The sequence below is a fragment of the Herbaspirillum frisingense GSF30 genome, from assembly GCF_000300975.2.
GTDB classification, from domain to species: Bacteria; Pseudomonadota; Gammaproteobacteria; order Burkholderiales; family Burkholderiaceae_D; genus Herbaspirillum; species Herbaspirillum frisingense.
In genome coordinates this window covers 98,090-114,797 of sequence record NZ_AEEC02000005.1, presented here as the reverse complement: position 1 = coordinate 114,797, position 16,708 = coordinate 98,090, and the positions used below count along the sequence as shown (strand labels likewise).

Genomic DNA, 16,708 nt, shown 5'->3' with positions numbered 1-16,708 from the left:
CAGCATGAGCACCCAACCCGAGACGCGCGGTTCGCGCGCAGGCGCCGTCCTGCGCGTGACCAGCGGCAATTTCCTGGAGCAGTTCGATTTCTTCCTGTTCGGCTTCTACGCGACCCACATTTCCAAGGTCTTCTTCCCCACCAGCAGCGATTTCGCTTCGCTGATGCTGACCTTCGCCGTATTCGGTGCCGGTTTCCTGATGCGGCCACTGGGTGCCATCGTGCTGGGCGCCTATATCGACGAAGTGGGCCGCCGCAAGGGCCTGATCGTGACGCTTTCCATCATGGCCAGCGGCACCATCCTGATCGCCTGCGTGCCGGGGTACGCCAGTATCGGCCTGCTGGCGCCGCTGCTGGTCCTGATCGGACGTCTGCTGCAGGGTTTCTCGGCCGGGGCCGAACTGGGCGGGGTATCGGTCTACCTGGCCGAGATGGCCACGCCCGGCCGCAAGGGCTTTTACACTGCCTGGCAGTCGGCCAGCCAGCAGATCGCCATCGTCATGGCCGCGCTCATGGGCTATGCCCTCAATCTCTGGCTGGATGCAACGCAGATCGCCGCCTGGGGCTGGCGCATTCCTTTCTTCGTGGGCTGCCTGATCGTGCCGTTCATCTTCCTGCTGCGTCGTTCCCTGCAGGAGACCGAAGCCTTCAAGGCACGCGCCCATCGTCCCGCCTTGGGCGAGGTCTATCGCACCATGCTGGCGAACTGGAAGACCGTGATCGCCGGCATGCTGCTGGTGGCCATGACGACCACCACTTTCTACCTGATCACCGTCTACACGCCGACCTTCGGCAAGTCGGTACTCAAGCTCTCGACCCAGGCCAGCCTGGTGGTGACCTTGCTGGTGGGGCTGTCGAATTTCTTCTGGCTGCCCATTGGCGGCATGGTGTCCGACCGTATCGGGCGGCGCCCGGTGCTGCTGAGCATCACCGTGCTGGCGATCCTGACCGCCTATCCCGCACTATCCTGGCTGGCCGCCGCACCCAGTGTGGAACGCATGCTGCTGGTGCTGCTGTGGCTGTCGTTCTTCTTCGGCATGTACAACGGCGCCATGGTGGCGGCACTGACCGAGATCATGCCGGAGCAGATCCGCGTGGCCGGCTTCTCGCTGGCCTTCAGCCTGGCCACCGCCGTATTCGGCGGCTTCACCCCGGCCATCTCCACCTGGTTGATCGAACTCACCGGCGACAAGGCTGCGCCCGGCTACTGGCTGACCTTCGCTGCTGTCTGCGGCCTGTCGGCTACGCTGATCCTCTATCGTGGGCAGGCCGTTGCGGTGCGGGCAGCCGCCTCGCGGGCAGGCTGAGCGCTGCCCGGCATCTGTCGTTTCCCGGCATTCAATGCATTTAATGCGTTCAGTGCACCGTAGCCGGCACCAGCAAACCATTGAGCGCATCGCCGACGATCAGCGAGGGCAGGGAGCGGTGGTCGTTGGCGAGGATGACGCTGTCCTTCTCGACATCGCCCGGCAGCACCAGCTGCGCGATGTAGCGGCAGTCGCTGCTGCAGGTGTAGCGCAGCACGGTCTGGCCGCGCACCGCCTCCAGGATGGTCTGCCCGTGTTCCACGCCGTAATAGCGCACGCTCACCAGTTGCTGTGAGGCGTCGGCATCGGGGTCGCGATAGAAGTACGTGCCGCGTTCGACCCGCGTGTAATGCGGCCACGGCATGCTGCCGGCTGGCGCCAGGCCGTCGATCTGGCGCGCATCCAGCCCCAGCCGCAAAGCTTGGGGGAGTGGCACCGGTACGGCGGCTTTGCCCTGGTCGCTGATATCGGCCTGGCCTGCGGCGGCGGACAGTTCGGCCTGACGCCGACGGTACCAGTCCAGCAGGCAGGCGCGGTCACTGCAGTGCTGCTCGCGCCAGCGCCATTGCGCATCACTGGCGGCGCGAAAGGCGCGCTTGTCGGGGGCCATGTCGCGGGCCTGGCGGAAGGCCCGGCCCAGGGCGTCATCCATGGCCGATAACTGGGCATCGCCACAGATGGTCTTTTCGTTGCGGGAAGCGGCCTTGCCGCAATCGAAGCTGGCGGCCAAGCTGCCGGAGGCGAGCAGGAGCGCCAGCAGAGCCGGCAGTGCTGGCAAAGCGAGATGGGAGAGCTTGTTCATGGCGAGACTGTCCGTATTGCGAGCGAATGACGGGCGCCAGCTTCGCATTGCGCGCCCCGACGCAAAACGCGGAGAAGACAGGGAAAATTTCCAAAATCTTTGCAACTGAAAAAGCGTGTTGGGTTTGTCTTCACATTCATCGTGCTGCCTGCCCGCGCAGGCCATGTCACATGGCAGTAGAATCGCGGTCTTCATGCCATTTGCGCGATCCGCGCAAGGCACACAACCAGCACATAACCAGCACGCAGCAGACCGGTGACAGGCACAGAGGACAACACCCCGCAATCGCAATTGCGCCCAGGCGAACGTGCCGGCTTCATCCTGAGCCGACACTGGCGCGACACGCCGGCGGGCGTCGAGATCGAGCTGTGGCTGGCCACTGACAATGGCCCGCAATGCCTGCGCCTGCCGCCGCAGGAGGCGGTGGCCTTCGTGCCGCAGGCGGAGGCCGAACGGGTAGACGCCCTGATCGCCGGCGAGCGCGGCATGCAGTTGCGTCCGCTGGAACGACTCAAGGACTACAGCCAGCGGCCGGTGATGGGCCTGTATGGTCGCCATTACCGCAAGCTGCTGAAGATCGAAAAGGCGTTGATCGCTGCCGGCATCCCCGTCTATGAAGCCGATATCCGGCCGCCCGAGCGCTACCTGATGGAGCGCTTCATCAATGCACCACTGGCCTTCCACGGCGTGGAAGATGGTCACGGCGTGCTGGTCGAGGCGCGCATTCGCCCCTTGCCGGGCTACCGCCCGCCGCTGAAGCTGGCTTCGCTGGATATCGAGACCAGTTGGCAGGGCGAGCTCTACAGCATCGCCATCGAAGGTTGCGGCCAGCGCAGCGTCTATGTGCTGGAGCCGGACAGCGGAGCCGCCGGGCAGTCAGGCGAGGCGGTCGCCAAGGCGGCCGAGGCCGGTTTTGCGCTGCAGTTCTGCGACAGTCGTGCCGCGCTGATCGAAGCCCTCAACGACTGGATGGCGCGCCATGATCCGGATGCCCTGATCGGCTGGAACCTGATCCAGTTCGACCTCAACGTGTTGCAGAAACAGGCCGACAAATACCGCGTTCCGCTGCGCCTGGGCCGGGCCGGACGGGCCCTGGAGTGGCGCGAACACGGCCTGCGCGCCAACCACCTGCTGGTGTCGGCCCCGGGGCGGCTGGTGATCGACGGCATCGAAAGCCTGCGTTCGGCGTTCTGGAATTTTCCGTCCTTCAGCCTGGAAAACGTGGCACAGACTGTGCTGGGCGAGGGCAAGGCAATTGCCACCCCCTACCAGCGCATGGACGAGATCGACCGCATGTTCGCCGAGGACAAGCTGGCCCTGGCCACCTACAACCTCAAGGATTGCGAGCTGGTCACGCGTATCTTCGCGTACACCGACATCCTGTCCTTCCTGCTGGAGCGCGCCAGCGTCACCGGCCTGCAGGCCGACCGCAGCGGCGGTTCGGTGGCGGCGTTCACCCATCTCTACCTGCCGCACATGCACCGCAAGGGCTATGTAGCGCCCAACCTGGGCGAAGCCGAGCCGCTGGCCAGTCCGGGCGGCTTCGTCATGGATTCGCGCTCGGGGCTGTATGACTCGGTGATCGTGCTGGACTACAAGAGCCTCTATCCGAGCATCATCCGCAGCTTCCTGATCGACCCGGTGGGGCTGGTCGATGGCACCCTCAACGAGCCGGAAGAGGAGACCGTGCCCGGTTTCAACGGCGGGCGCTTCTCGCGTCGCAGTCATAGCCTGCCGGCCATCATCGAGCAGTTGTGGCAAGCCCGGGAAGCCGCCAAGGCACAGGGCAACAAGCCCTTGCAGCAGGCGCTGAAGATCATCATGAACTCCTTCTACGGGGTGCTGGGTTCGACGGTGTGCCGCTTCTTCGATTCGCGGCTGGCATCGTCCATCACCCGGCGCGGGCATGAAATCATGCATCGCACGCGTGAACTGATCGAGGAAGAGGGCTTCGAGGTCATCTATGGTGATACCGATTCGACCTTCGTCTGGCTGCGTCGCGCCCACGACGACGAACAGGCGCGCCAGATCGGCCTGCGCCTGACCGGCCGCATCAATGACTGGTGGCGTCAGCACCTGGCCGATGAGTACGGGCTCGAGAGCGCGCTGGAACTGCAGTACGAGGTGCATTACCAGCGTTTTCTGATGCCCAACGTGCGGGGCGCCGATACCGGCAGCAAGAAGCGCTATGCCGGCTATGTCCGCAGCGCCGACGGCCAGGACAAGGTGACCTACAAGGGGCTGGAAACGGTGCGCACCGACTGGTCGCCGTTGGCGCAGCGCTTCCAGCAGGAGCTGTATCTGCGCATCTTCCGGGGTGAACCCTACCGCGACTACATCGTCGGCTATGTGGCCGACCTGTTTGCCGGCCGGCTGGACGAGCTGCTGGTCTACCGCAAGCGCCTGCGGCGCCAGCTGGACCATTACGAAAAGAACGTGCCGCCACACGTGCGGGCGGCGCGCATGGCCGACCAGGTCAACCAGCAGGACGGGCGCCCCCTGCAATACCAGCAGGGCGGCTGGATCAACTACGTCATGACCACGGCCGGCCCGGAGCCGCTGGAAAAGCGCAGTGCCGCCATCGATCATGGGCACTATCTGGAGCGCCAGCTGGCCCCGGTGGCCGATGCCATCCTGGTCTTCGTGGGCGACAGCTTTGCGGCCGTGACCTCACCCCAGCAGGAATTGTTCTGAAGCGCCGCAGAATGAAAAAAGGCCGGATTCGATGAATCCGGCCCTGCTTGTCTGCGCTAGCACTGGTCAGTGCAGGCGCGAATCCGACTCACGTCCCGAGCGCGGGTCGTACTGGACGCGCAGCGCCACCGGCTGCTGGCGCGGCTTGTGGTACAGCTTGTGGCGCAGGAACAGACCGAAGGCCAGCACGCCCGCGAGCACATAGAACGCATAGAAAGCCGCGAGATAGCTACCGTAGTGAAGCAGGGTGTCGATGATGGCCATAGGTCCTCCTTGGGGAGTCATTCAGTGTCGATGGCCTCATCGTATGCCGGGACGTCGGTGGCGGATATCAGGGTTTTTCTGATGTGTGTCGCTGCAACGGCAACTGTACCTCGACGGCTCGCGCCCCGTCAGCGCCCCGGACCCGGTTGCACCATGGCGGCGGCAGGCGGCACTTGCAGATGTTGCAACAGCTTGGACACCATCAGGATCACGGTCAGGCTGACGATGCAGAAGAACACCGCCAGCGGCGTCAGGCTATGGATGGACACGAAGCCGGCCAGCCCCATCATCCCCGAGGACACCAGCAGCAGCGCAAAGCCGAGGATGGCACTGGTCAGCCCGGCGATATGCGGGAAGATCGAATTGCCCTTGGCCATCAGCGTGGGATACATGGCGCCGGCGCAGAAGCCCATCACCAGCACCGGCGTGATCAGCGTCCACACCTGCAGGCCCACGGTCAGGGCCAGCGCCAGCATGACGAAGGCGGCACCGGCCATGACCCGCGCACCGATGCGCAGCCGCGCTTCGGCACTGGGCAGGCGGCGATGCTGGATGCGATTGGAAATGCCGCCCAGGAAATACATCATGCCGATGGCCAGCGCCATATAGCCGAAGAAGGTCGGTGGCTGGTGCAGGGTGTTCTGCACCATGAAGGGGCCGACGATGTTGAACACCAGCAGGATGCTATAGCACAGGCCCTGGGCCAGGAAGCAGCTCTGGAACACCGGGCTGGCCAGCACCATGCGGGCATTCCTGAACAAGGTCCGGGGGTGCAGGTGCACCGGCTGGGCCAGCGTCTCCCGGTAACGCCACAGGATGGCCCACATGGCGAAGGAGTAGATCAGCAGGAACACCAGGCAGGAGCGCCAGCCGAAGGCTTCCTGCAGGTGCGCGCCGATCACCGGGGCGACGATGGGCGCCAGGCCCCAGGCAATGGCCATGTAGGTGTAGGCATGCACCAGCGCCTGGCCGGCAAAGGAGTCGGTGATGATGGCCTTGGCCAGCAGGTTGGTGGCGGCGATGCCGAAGCCCTGCAGGATGCGGGCAGCGACGAAGGTTTCCAGGTTGGGCGCCACCAGGGTCAGCACGCAGCCCAGCGTGAACAGGCCCAGCCCCAGGGCCAGGATGCGTTTGCGGCCGAAGGCGTCGGCCAGCGGTCCGAACACCAGCTGTCCGAAGGCATAGGCGATCAGGTAGCCGGTCACGCTGGTCTGGATGGCCTGGGCCGAGGTGGCGTAGTCGATCGCCATCTCCGGCAGCGCCGGCACGTACAGATCGATGGCCAGCTGGCCGGCCGAGGCAAAGGCGCAGATCAGGAACAGCAGGAAGCGCGGGTGGTTCGGAGACGGCTTGGCAGAAGAGCTCATGAAGGGGGATGCTGCGTAGACAAAGACCGCTATTGTGAACCTTGATGCAGTTTTCTGCTGGCAGCGGCTCAGCTCGGCCGGACAGTCTGCATAAAGTTTCATTATTGGCCAGAGCAGAATGGCAAGTTCTGATGCCTGTAAAACATCATCTTGTAGAAATAATTCGAGACGAGAGCAGTAAACTTTCGATATTCGACTCTCCTCGTTCCCACGGACGTATCGTCTGCCGACCGCAAGCCAGCGCGTCTGCCGCGGCAGGTGGCGCGGCGGCAGCTGCCAATTCCTTGGGGGAGGGAGATATCGTGAATTTCATTTTTCGCCGGTTTTCGATCCGGCAGATCTTTATCGCGCTGGTGACGGTGATTGCCATGCTGATGGCGCTCATCGTGCTGGCCGCCTATGAGGAGGAAAACGCCAACATGGCCCTGAACCGGGCCAATGAGCAGCGTTTCAGCTCCTTTCTGCTGGCCGCCGAGCTGCGCCAGAGCTCGGACGACCTGACCCGGCTGGCGCGCACCTACGTGGTCACCGGCGATCCGGTCTACGCCCAGCACTACCAGACGGTGCTGGACATCCGCGACGGCAGGCGAGCACGTCCTCAGCACTACGAGCGCATCTACTGGGACTTCTTCGATGCCGAGGGGCGTGCGCCGCGTCCGGACAGCAATGTCAGTGCGGCGCTCACCGATCTGATGCGCGAGAACGGCTTCACCGCCGCCGAGCTGAGCAAGCTGACCGAGGCCAAGAACATTTCCGATACCCTGGTCCAGATCGAGACCCGTGCCATGGAGATGGTCAAGGCGCAGCGCGCCGCCGGTGCCAGCGCCAACCGCAACGAACTGGAACAGGCACGGCAGATGATGCATGACGCGAGCTACCACCAGAACAAGGCCCGGATCATGCACCCGGTCGACGAGTTCTTCGCCATGCTGGACCAGAGGACGGCCGGCCAGGTGCAACTGGCACAGGAAGCTGCAGACCGCATGACGCGCGTGGTCTACCTGCTCATCGGCGTCAGCCTGGTGGTGCTGACCGGCACGCTGCTGGTGGTGTACAAGGCCATTGCCGGTCCGCTGGCGGGGGCGGTGGAGGTTGCCCGGCGCGTCTCCCATGGAGACCTGACGGCGCCGATCGATGTCGGCTACAAGGGAGAGACCCGCATGCTGCTCTACGCCTTGAAGGAAATGCGCGACGGGCTCACCTGCATCGTGCGGCAGGTGCGCGAGGGGGCCGACTCGATCCGTGTATCGGCAGCCCAGGTCGCCTCGGGTTCCCAGGACCTGTCCTCGCGCACCGAAGAGCAGGCCGGTTCGCTGGAAGAGACAGCAGCCTCGATGGAGCAGATGAATGCCAACGTGCAGCGCAACGCCGGCAACGCCCAGCGCGCCAGCCAGCTGGCTGGTACCGCCTCTCAGGTGGCGCGCGAGGCGGGGTCGGTGGTGGCCGAGGTGGTGACGACGATGGCCTCGATCAAGGATTCCTCGCACCGTATCGTGGAGATCATCACGGTGATCGATGGGATTGCCTTCCAGACCAACATCCTGGCGCTCAATGCGGCGGTGGAGGCGGCCCGGGCCGGTACCCAGGGACGCGGCTTCGCGGTGGTGGCCGGCGAGGTGCGCAACCTGGCGCAACGTGCCGCAGCCGCTGCCAAGGAGATCAAGCTATTGATCGACAATTCGGTGGACAAGGTGGAGAGCGGCAACCTGCTGGTCAAGAAGGCCGGTCAGACCATGGCGGAAGTGGTCGAGAGCGTGCAGCGGGTCAACGACCTGATGGGCGATATTGCCAGCGCCAGCGTGGAACAGTCCAGCGGACTGCAGCAGATTTCGATGGCGGTCAAGCAGCTTGACGACGTCACCCAGCAGAACGCCACCCTGGTCGAGCAGACCTCGTCGGCCTCCGACTCAATGCAGGAACAGGCCAACCGGCTGGCGCAGCTGGTCGGGGAATTCAAGCTCTTGCCCAACTTCGACGAGGAAATCCCGCTGCTGCTGGTGGATTAGGATACTTTCACAAGCTCAGCTGAGCAGGCGTGCGCGCAAGGCATCGAAGCGCGCCGGCCATTCCCGGTGCCAGCGCTCGCGCAGGGCCGGTGCCATCCAGGCGGCATCCAGGCCGTTGAGCATGAAGCCACGCAGGGCATCGATGTCGGCGCCCAGCTGCAGCATCATCAGCCAGGCGCCGGTGGGCGTGACCAGATGCAGGGTCGGATCGTCGGTGTTGGGGTGCAGACGCAGGCCGGCGGCCAGCATCTGGCGGATCGGATGGTCCTGCGCCCAGCGTTGTGGCGGCAGGGTGCGCAGGTAATAGGAATTGGTCGGCACCACGGTAAAGATCAGGCCGCGTTCGATGCAGCGCTGCAGCAGCGCCGGGTTGTCGACGATGGTATAGCCGTGGTCGACGCGGTCCACCTGCAGCAGGTCGATGGCGGTGGCCACGTTGTTCCAGGGCATGCCGAATTCGCCGGCATGCGCGGTGGTCTTCAGGCCAGCTTCACGCGCCAGGCGGTAGGCGGTCTTGAACAGCTCGGGCGGACGGTCGTTCTCGCGGTAGTCCATGCCGATGCCTACCACCTGCGGCGCCGGATGCTGCAGCATCCACTGCACCATGCTCAGGGCCTCGTCGGGGCTGGCTTCGCGGTCGATGCTGGGGATCAGGCGGCCGATGATGCCGATGTCCCGTTCTGCATCCACGATGGCGCGCACGATGGCGTCTTGTGCGGCGTCATAGGCGATGCCCGAGACCCGCACCGTGCCGGTCGGGTTCCAGAAGAATTCGCTGTAGGCCACACCGTGTTGCCAGGCGTCCTGCAGGTATTCGTAGGTGATGCGGTAGAGGTCGTCGGGCTGGCGGATCAGCACGGCATCGAGGGCGCGCAGCACGCGCAGCACGCCGACCGGCTTTTCGCCGCGGGTGTAGAAGGCTTCGATCTCTTCGGCCGAGACCGGATGGCCGGCGCGCGCGGAAAGTTCGCTGAAGGTCTGGCGGCGCACCGCGCCGAACAGATGGCAATGCAATTCGACCTTGGGCAGGGCGCGCACGAATTGTTCGAGCGTCAGCGGGCCGGTATCGGTGGGGTCGTTAAAACTCATAGACGAAACATCGCGGAAGATCGGTTCAGGGAGGAGTCGCGGGGGCGTCTTCAGGACAGCGTGCCCAGCAGCTCCTGCATCATGCATTGCATGGCACGTGGGCCGTCGACGGTCATGGCGACCTCGGTATTGGCCGGTGCGCGCCGGGGGACGCGGAATTCGCACACCGTCATGCCCCGCGTGAGCCGGCCCTGCAGTTCGATATCCACCCGCGCCGAGCGGAAACTGAACAGTTCCGGACGCTTGAGCCAGATCGCCACCGCCGGGTCGTACATCGGCATGGGCACCGAGCCGTCCGGACTGCGGATGCGCAGGTAGGCATCGAAGTAGCCGGCCAGCCAGCGGGCGCGGGGCGTGCCCAGGGCGCGCACCTGCTGCACCTCGTCGGCGGTCACCAGCAACTGGCGGCACAGGTTCAGCCCGAACATGCGCAAGGGGATACCCGACTGGAACACCACATCGGCCGCTTCGGGATCGGCAAAGATGTTGAATTCGGCGGCCGCCGTGTGATTGCCCTGGTCGGCCGAGCCCCCCATGAGGATGATTTCCTTGACCATGGAGGCGATCTCGGGCGCACGCTGCAGGGCGATGGCCACATTGGTCAGCGGCGCGATGCACATGAGGGTGATCTCGCCGGCGTGCAGGCGGATCGCCTCGATCATGGCATCCACCGCGTGCGGCAGCGGCGAACGCTGCAGTTGCTGCGACTGGCGCGCTTCGAGTTCGGCGATATCGACCTGCGGCAAGGCGTCACCGGTGGTGGCCATGCCGGCCTGGCCGAGGATGGATTGCGCGGTCTCGATGTTGCCGGCCAGCGGCTTCTCGCAGCCGGCATAGACCGGCACATCCAGCTGATAGTGCTGCTTGATGCGCAGCGCATTGTCGTAGGTGGTCGCCAGCGGCGCGTTGCCCGCCACCACCGACACGCCCAGCCAGTTCACGTCGAGGTTGGCCGACAGCATCAGCATGGCCAGCCAGTCGTCGAAGCCGGGGTCGGTATCAAGCCAGATCTTGTGCATGTTCTTGTTTTCCTTGGAGGGTAGGGGCCTGCTCAGGCCGGCAGTGTCAGGGCTTGTTCCAGCGGCAGGTGGAAGGCCACGTCGTCGCCTTCACGGGCTAGTGCCTGGGCGGCCGGGGCCATGCCGCGCACTTCGCCCAGGGCAGTCTGCAAGAGATATTCCACCGATTCACCCAGGAAGCCCCGTGACAGCACGCGGCCCCGGTAGCTGCCGCTGCCGACCTGGACCTGCTGCACGCGCCAGCCGGCGCAGGCGGTACCAGCGGGCAGGCCAGGGCAGGGCAGGCTGCCATGTTGGCCATGTTGGCCGTGGAGGGCGCCGTCGCGGTAGTCGAACAGGTTTTCGAAACCCATGAAATTGGCGACGAAACGGGTGCGCGGGGCATTGAAGAGGCGCTCCGGCGTATCCAGTTGCTCGATCTTGCCGCCGTTCATGACCACGATGCGGTCCGACATCGCCAGCGCTTCATCCTGGTCGTGGGTGACGTAGAGCATGGTGATGCCCAGCTCACGCTGGATGCGGCGCAGCTCGGCGCGCATCTGCACGCGCAGCTTGGCGTCGAGGTTGGAGAGCGGTTCGTCCAGCAACAGCAGCTTGGGTTCGATCACGATGGCCCGTGCCAGCGCCACGCGCTGCTGCTGGCCGCCCGACATCTGCGCCGGCAGGCGTGCTTCGAAACCGGCCAGGCCGACCGCGGCAATCACCTTCTCCACCCGCTGGCGCAGTTCGGCCGAGGGTACCTTGCGCAGGCGCAGGCCGAAGGCCACGTTGTCGAACACGTTCAGGTGCGGGAACAGGGCATAGGACTGGAACACCAGGCCGATGTCGCGCTTGTTGGGCGGCAGGCGGCTGATGTCGCGTCCGTCCAGCGTGATGCTGCCGGCGCGCAGCTCGATCAGGCCGGCGATGGCGCGCATGGTGGTGGTCTTGCCGCAGCCGCTGGGGCCGAGCAGGGAAATCAGCTCGCCCCGGGCCACGTCCAGGTCCAGCCCTTGCACGGCGGTCTTGGCATTGCCGTAACCGAGGGCGACTTGCTGCAGTGTCAGGTAACTCATCACGTTCTCACATCACATGTATTTGGAAATGCCCAGCGCCTTTTCGGTGACCAGCACGAAGGCCATGGTGAACAGCACCAGCAGCGTGGACAGCGCCGCGATGGAAGGATCGAAGCTGTTTTCCATGTGGCCCAGCATCTCGATGGGCAGGGTGCTGATGCCAGGTCCGGTCAGGAACAGCGACACCGGCACCTGGTTGAAGGAGGTCACGAAGGCCAGGAAGAAGGCCGCGATCACGGCGCCCCGGATATTGGGCAAGACCACCAGGCGGAAGGTCTGGGCGCGGGTGGCGCCGAGGGTGATGGCGGCTTCCTCGATGTCCACGCGCAGGTTGGCCAGGCTGGAATAGACCACCCGTACCGCATAGGGCGTCAACAGGCCGACGTGGCCGATCAAGAGACCCAGGAATACTGGCGCGTCGATCACCAGCACGAAATGGCGCAGCAGGCCCAGACCCACCAGCATGGCCGGGATGATCAGGGGCGAGGTCAGCACCTGCTTGATCACCGCCATGCCGGGCGGCGGCATGCGTGACATGGCATAGGCCACGGGCACGCCCAGCAGCAGGGCGATCACGGTCGCCAGCAGGCCGATTTCCAGGCTGGTACCGAAGGCCTGGCGGAATTCGTCGGCCTGCAGCACCGCCACGATCCAGCGCAGCGAATAGGAGGGCGGCGGGAAGGCCAGCGTCTCGCCGCCGCTGAAGCCGGCCAGGAAGACGATGATGAACGGTCCCAGCAGGAACAGCATCACGGCCCACAGCACCAGGCGCGGGAACAGTCCTTGTTTCATGTCGTCCTCCGGGGAGCGGCAATGCGTTTCAATCCGGCGTTGACGGCCAGCGTCATCGCCACCAGGATCACCGCGATCACGTTGGCGGTGCCGAAGTCACTTTCCACGCTGACCTTCTGGTAGAGCAGGGTTTCCAGCATCAAGACCTTGGGTCCACCCAGCAAGGCCGGGGTGACATAGGCGGTGACACTGCCGGTGAACACCAGCGTGCCGCCCACGATCAAGCCCTCCTGCGTCAGCGGCAGGGTGACGCGGGTAAAGACCTGCCAGGCATTGGCGCCCAGGGTGGAGGCCGCCAGCGCCAGGTCGGCGGAGATGTTTTCCATGGCGCTGACCAGCGACATCAGCATCAGCGGCAGCAGCAACTGCAGCAGGCCCACGAACACCGCCATCTCGGTAAAGAGCAGGCGTTGCGGTTCATCGGTCAGGCCCAGTTGCAGCAGCACGGCATTGACTGCGCCATTGCGCCCGAACAGCACGATCCAGGCATAGGTCCGCGCAATGGGTGACACCATCAGCGGCAGGATCATCATGCCCAGCACCAGTCCGCGCCAGCGTGGTGCCACCCGGACGATGGCTTGCGCCGCGGGATAGCACAGCAGGGCCGAGCACAGGGTGACCAGGGCGGCGATGCGCAGGGTGCGCCACAGCACCTGCAGGTGCAGCGGTTCGGCGAAGAAATCGGCGAAGCGGGCCAGGCTCCATTGCAGCGGGCCGCCGTCCAGGCTGTCCGGGCCGCCGGTGCGGAAGGCCCCCAGCAGCAAGGCGGCCACCGGCAGCAGGAAGCAGACCACGGTGAAGATCAGCGCCGGCGTGACCAGCATCAGGCCGAGGCGGGTTTTGGATTGGGCGAGCATGTTGGGCAAACGATGTCAGGAAGATGAACGACAGCGACGGCCGCCATCCCGCAGGAGAGCGGCCATCGACGATGGCGTCGGGCGTGTGGCCGGACTACTTGCTGATGCCCTTGTTCCACTGTTCCAGCCAGCCGGAGCGGTGCTTGAGCAGGTCTTCCGGCTTGACGAACTTGAGCGAGGCGATATGTTCGCCGCCATAGGTATTGAATTCGGCCTTGTCCTTGGGCAGCACCACCTGGGTGTTCACGGGTGAATCCACCAGTTCCATCGCCAGCGCGGTCTGCACGTCCTTGGACAGCCAGAAATCCATCAGTTGGTAGGCCAGGTCGGCGTTCCTGGACTTGGCGACGATGCCCATCACATTCATGCCGGCGGCCTGGCCTTCGGCGGGGATGGCCCACTTCAGCGGCATGCCGGTCTTCATCAGCTGCGACCAGGTGAAGCGCGCCACCGGGGCGACCCAGATTTCATCCTGGGCAAACAGCGAGGACAGCTGCGCGCTGTTCTTGGTGAAGGTGACCACGTTGTTCTTGATGGACAGGATCTTCTGCATGCCGGCAGCATAGTCCCCACCCTTGCCACCCCAGGCCAGATCGGCCATCTGCAGCGCCAGCGGGCCCTGCGTGGTGCTCACATCCGGCAGGGCGATGCGGCCCTTCAGTTCAGGGTTCCAGAGGTCCTTCCAGGACTTGGGGGCGGCGGTCTTGTCGCTGCGATAGACCAGACCCACCGAGTAGATGGTGTAGCCCACGGCGTAGTTGCCGCCGATGGGATTGCGGGCGAAGGGGTAGATCTGGCTGTAGTTCTTCAGCTGGCTGTAGTCCAGCGGCTGCACCAGGCCCTTGCGGGCGGCTTCCAGCATGCCGAAGTCCGACAGCAGCACCAGGTCCACCACCGGGTTGTTGCGGCGGGCATCCAGCTTGGCGATGCGGTCGGCATTGTTGCCGGTCTCGACCACGATCTCGCAGCCGCATTTTTCCTTGAACGGTGCATAGACCAGTTTGTTGAACAATGGCTGCGAAATCGGGTAGGCCGACAGCACCAGGGTGCGCTTTTCCGCGTGGACCGGCGCGCTCAGCAGGGACAGGCCGAGGCCGGCAGTGACCAGGGCGGCCGAAGCACGGGTGAAGGGGACTTTGTTCAACATGACTATCCTTGAAACCGACAAAAGACTTGTATTGTAGGCCCGACCGCCGCGGGAGCCAGCGGTCAGGCCTGGGGAGAACGATCAGAAGACGTGACGCACGCCCAGCATCAGCACCGCCTGCTTCTTGTCACTGGAGGACGGGAAGCCGAAGATGGTGGCCTTGGTGGCATCGCCAGCAGCCATCTGGTAGCTGTAGGTGATGGCCACGTCGGTGCGCTTGGACAGGAAGTAGTCAGCCTGGAAGTTGACCTGGTGCCACTTGGGGTTGGTGTTGATGGTGTCGTACTTGCCGGTGGTATAGAAGTAGGACGCGCCCAGGTTCAGTTGTGGCGTGTAGTGGTGCACCAGGTTGATGTCCACGTTCTGCAGGGTCAGCTTGGTGTTGTCCAGGTATTCATACTTGACGTTGCTGTACATCGCGCCGAAATCGGTATTGCCCACGATGTAGAAGCCACCGGTACCGGCGATGCGCTGGCGGCGCACGCCGGCCGAGCTGTTGACCGCGCTCTTGTTGAAGATCAGCAGCGAGCTGGCGTAGTCGTTGCCCATGGCGCCGTCCGGGCTCTTGCTGCTGTTGGGCTGGTCCATCTGGGTGTAGGCCACGGCCCAGCGGAAGTTGCCGCCCTTGTAGCCGGAACCGATGCTCATGACGCGGTTCACGGCGGCGTCGCCGGCCGCTTCACCGAAACCATAGACGGCGGTGACGTTGAAGTTGTTGAAATAGGGGCTGACGTACTTGACCGAATTCTGCACGCGCAGGTTGTTGTAGCCGTTGTCGTTGTCGCCGATGTGCACGCCGTTGCTGGCGATGACCACGGGGCCGAGGTAGTCCTTGACGGCTTCATACTGGCGGCCCAGGGTCACGGTGCCCATGCTGTTGGAGGACAGGCCGACCCACGACTGGCGACCGAACAGGCGACCGTTCTGGGCGGCGCCGCCGGTCATCATGTTGAAGCCGTTTTCCAGGTTGAAGATGGCCTTGTTGCCGCCGCCCAGGTCTTCCTGGCCGCGGAAACCGATGCGCGGGTTCTGGTTGGTGCCGGACAGCGCCTCCAGATTGTGCGGTCCGCCCTGATTGCTGAGGTAGCCCACGCCACCCGAAATCAGGCCGTAGATCTCGACCTTGCTTTGTGCTTGCGCCTGTGCGCCTGCCAGCGCTGCCGGAATAGCCAGTGCGCCGATCATCCAGTGTTTTTTCATTCCTGCCCCTGTGGTGAGTCTTGATGAGGTCTTGCGACCGTTCTTTTTGGTGGTACTGCGAACGGTGTGGAGGATAGGACAAGTGCTTAAATAATATAATTTGTTTATATTTATAATTTCATAAACTGGATTTATAACCGAGACGGTTTTCCTGCCCTGTCTTTTTGGCAATGCCATGATCAAATTGAATCAGAAAGTCACCCTTCGTCACCTGCAGGCGCTGGTCACGCTGGCCGACACCAACAGTTTCAGCCGCGCCGCCGATGCACTCGCAGTGACCCAGCCGGCCCTGTCTGCGTCCATCAAGCAGCTCGAAAACCAGCTTGGGACGCGGCTTTTCGACCGCACCACGCACCAGATCAGCCTCACCGCGCAAGGGGCCGTGGTGCTGGAATACGCGCGTCACCTGCTCAATACGGCCAGCAATATCTTCGACGATATCGAGCATGCCATCGGCACCGGACGGCACCGCATCCGGGTCGGCGCCATCCCTTCGGCGGTCACGCTGACGGCGGCGGTGATCGCCCGTTACAACCAGGCGCACGACGAGCATGTGGAAATCCTGCTACAGGACATGCCCAACGACGCCCTGCTGGACGCCTTGCACTCAGGCAAGCTGGACTTCTGCGTGGGTATCAAGCCCCCCGATTCGCTGTCTTCCCAGACACTGGAAACGGTGACCCTGTTCGAGGATGAGCTGGTCCTGATCGTCTCCCGCCACCATGCCCTGGCCGGGGCCAAGGAAGTGCAGTGGCGGCAGATGGCCGGGGAAGAGATCGTGCTGTTCACCCAGGGCAGCGTGTGGGAATTCGCCTCGGCAGCGCTGATGCAGCACGGACTGGCGTCCTCGCGCCGCTATCAGGTGGTGCACAGCGAATCGCTGTACGGGGTGGTACGGGCCGGCATTGCCATCGGCATCATGCCCAGCCTCTACACCACCTACCTGCGCGACGACAGCCTGCACGTGGCGCCGCTACGGCAACCGACCCTGAAGCGCAAGATCGTGCTCATGCGGCGCAACGAGATCAGTCGCAGCGACTGGACCGACCATTGCTTCCGTGAACTGCGCAGTGACCTGAAGCAGGCCAATCACTGGTTCTGAGGGACTGC

General features: G+C 64.2%; 14 protein-coding genes. 4 read left to right on the top strand and 10 right to left on the bottom strand.

Annotated elements, in window-relative coordinates; translation table 11 throughout:
• Positions 1-4: 4 nt before the first annotated feature.
• The gene (gene tcuC / locus HFRIS_RS05395) at positions 5-1,306 is read left to right on the top strand and encodes an MFS transporter (RefSeq protein ID WP_006462242.1); all 1,302 of its coding nucleotides are present in this window, start codon (positions 5-7) and stop codon (positions 1,304-1,306) included.
• A gap of 49 nt (positions 1,307-1,355) precedes the next feature.
• On the opposite strand, the gene HFRIS_RS05390 is transcribed toward tcuC, so the two are convergent.
• On the bottom strand, positions 1,356-2,108 hold the full coding sequence (locus HFRIS_RS05390; protein WP_006462241.1) for a lysozyme inhibitor LprI family protein: 753 nt from the start codon (positions 2,106-2,108) through the stop codon (positions 1,356-1,358).
• 255 nt (positions 2,109-2,363) lie between these two features.
• Between HFRIS_RS05390 and HFRIS_RS05385 the strand changes: the two genes are divergently transcribed.
• Positions 2,364-4,802 (top strand): DNA polymerase II, encoded by a 2,439-nt coding sequence (locus HFRIS_RS05385; protein ID WP_039874502.1) that lies wholly within the window; start codon positions 2,364-2,366, stop codon positions 4,800-4,802.
• A gap of 66 nt (positions 4,803-4,868) precedes the next feature.
• Here the strand turns inward: HFRIS_RS05385 and HFRIS_RS05380 are convergent, their stop codons facing one another.
• Together HFRIS_RS05380 and HFRIS_RS05375 are read right to left on the bottom strand one after the other, a co-directional pair.
• Positions 4,869-5,066, bottom strand: coding sequence for a hypothetical protein (locus HFRIS_RS05380; protein ID WP_006462239.1), 198 nt, complete (start codon positions 5,064-5,066; stop codon positions 4,869-4,871).
• 128 nt (positions 5,067-5,194) lie between these two features.
• Positions 5,195-6,433, bottom strand: a complete 1,239-nt coding sequence (locus HFRIS_RS05375; RefSeq protein WP_006462238.1) for a multidrug effflux MFS transporter — start codon at positions 6,431-6,433, stop codon at positions 5,195-5,197.
• 302 nt (positions 6,434-6,735) lie between these two features.
• Between HFRIS_RS05375 and HFRIS_RS05370 the strand changes: the two genes are divergently transcribed.
• Positions 6,736-8,439 (top strand): methyl-accepting chemotaxis protein, encoded by a 1,704-nt coding sequence (locus HFRIS_RS05370; RefSeq protein WP_006462237.1) that lies wholly within the window; start codon positions 6,736-6,738, stop codon positions 8,437-8,439.
• Positions 8,440-8,454: 15 nt separating this feature from the next.
• On the opposite strand, the gene HFRIS_RS05365 is transcribed toward HFRIS_RS05370, so the two are convergent.
• The 7 genes from HFRIS_RS05365 to HFRIS_RS05335 form a co-directional block, all read right to left on the bottom strand.
• A complete protein-coding gene (locus HFRIS_RS05365; RefSeq protein WP_006462236.1) occupies positions 8,455-9,528 on the bottom strand; it encodes an adenosine deaminase family protein in 1,074 nt (357 codons plus the stop codon).
• Positions 9,529-9,578: 50 nt separating this feature from the next.
• Positions 9,579-10,547 carry a nucleoside hydrolase gene (locus tag HFRIS_RS05360; RefSeq protein WP_006462235.1) on the bottom strand — a complete coding sequence of 323 codons (969 nt, stop codon included), beginning with the start codon at positions 10,545-10,547 and terminating at the stop codon, positions 9,579-9,581.
• Between the two features lie 32 nt (positions 10,548-10,579).
• Positions 10,580-11,602: an ABC transporter ATP-binding protein gene (locus HFRIS_RS05355; RefSeq protein WP_006462234.1), complete on the bottom strand. Its 1,023-nt coding sequence runs from the start codon at positions 11,600-11,602 to the stop codon at positions 10,580-10,582.
• A gap of 12 nt (positions 11,603-11,614) precedes the next feature.
• On the bottom strand, positions 11,615-12,394 hold the full coding sequence (locus HFRIS_RS05350) for an ABC transporter permease (protein WP_006462233.1): 780 nt from the start codon (positions 12,392-12,394) through the stop codon (positions 11,615-11,617).
• Positions 12,391-13,251 (bottom strand): ABC transporter permease, encoded by an 861-nt coding sequence (locus tag HFRIS_RS05345; RefSeq protein WP_006462232.1) that lies wholly within the window; start codon positions 13,249-13,251, stop codon positions 12,391-12,393. The genes HFRIS_RS05350 and HFRIS_RS05345 overlap by 4 nt, the downstream gene beginning before the upstream one ends.
• Positions 13,252-13,345: 94 nt before the next feature.
• Positions 13,346-14,398, bottom strand: a complete 1,053-nt coding sequence (locus HFRIS_RS05340) for an ABC transporter substrate-binding protein (RefSeq protein ID WP_006462231.1) — start codon at positions 14,396-14,398, stop codon at positions 13,346-13,348.
• Positions 14,399-14,479: 81 nt separating this feature from the next.
• The gene (locus HFRIS_RS05335) at positions 14,480-15,598 is read right to left on the bottom strand and encodes a porin (protein ID WP_051110876.1); all 1,119 of its coding nucleotides are present in this window, start codon (positions 15,596-15,598) and stop codon (positions 14,480-14,482) included.
• Positions 15,599-15,773: 175 nt separating this feature from the next.
• Between HFRIS_RS05335 and HFRIS_RS05330 the strand changes: the two genes are divergently transcribed.
• Positions 15,774-16,700: a LysR family transcriptional regulator gene (locus HFRIS_RS05330; RefSeq protein WP_006462229.1), complete on the top strand. Its 927-nt coding sequence runs from the start codon at positions 15,774-15,776 to the stop codon at positions 16,698-16,700.
• Positions 16,701-16,708 lie beyond the last annotated feature (8 nt).

Coding starts and splice junctions, on each gene's coding strand:
- tcuC (WP_006462242.1), top strand. CDS start 5: ATGAGCACCCAACCCGAGACGCGCGGTTCGCGCGCAGGCGCCGTCCTG.
- HFRIS_RS05390 (WP_006462241.1), bottom strand. CDS start 2,108: ATGAACAAGCTCTCCCATCTCGCTTTGCCAGCACTGCCGGCTCTGCTG.
- HFRIS_RS05380 (WP_006462239.1), bottom strand. CDS start 5,066: ATGGCCATCATCGACACCCTGCTTCACTACGGTAGCTATCTCGCGGCT.
- HFRIS_RS05375 (WP_006462238.1), bottom strand. CDS start 6,433: ATGAGCTCTTCTGCCAAGCCGTCTCCGAACCACCCGCGCTTCCTGCTG.
- HFRIS_RS05365 (WP_006462236.1), bottom strand. CDS start 9,528: ATGAGTTTTAACGACCCCACCGATACCGGCCCGCTGACGCTCGAACAA.
- HFRIS_RS05360 (WP_006462235.1), bottom strand. CDS start 10,547: ATGCACAAGATCTGGCTTGATACCGACCCCGGCTTCGACGACTGGCTG.
- HFRIS_RS05355 (WP_006462234.1), bottom strand. CDS start 11,602: ATGAGTTACCTGACACTGCAGCAAGTCGCCCTCGGTTACGGCAATGCC.
- HFRIS_RS05350 (WP_006462233.1), bottom strand. CDS start 12,394: ATGAAACAAGGACTGTTCCCGCGCCTGGTGCTGTGGGCCGTGATGCTG.
- HFRIS_RS05345 (WP_006462232.1), bottom strand. CDS start 13,251: ATGCTCGCCCAATCCAAAACCCGCCTCGGCCTGATGCTGGTCACGCCG.
- HFRIS_RS05340 (WP_006462231.1), bottom strand. CDS start 14,398: ATGTTGAACAAAGTCCCCTTCACCCGTGCTTCGGCCGCCCTGGTCACT.
- HFRIS_RS05335 (WP_051110876.1), bottom strand. CDS start 15,598: ATGAAAAAACACTGGATGATCGGCGCACTGGCTATTCCGGCAGCGCTG.
- HFRIS_RS05330 (WP_006462229.1), top strand. CDS start 15,774: ATGATCAAATTGAATCAGAAAGTCACCCTTCGTCACCTGCAGGCGCTG.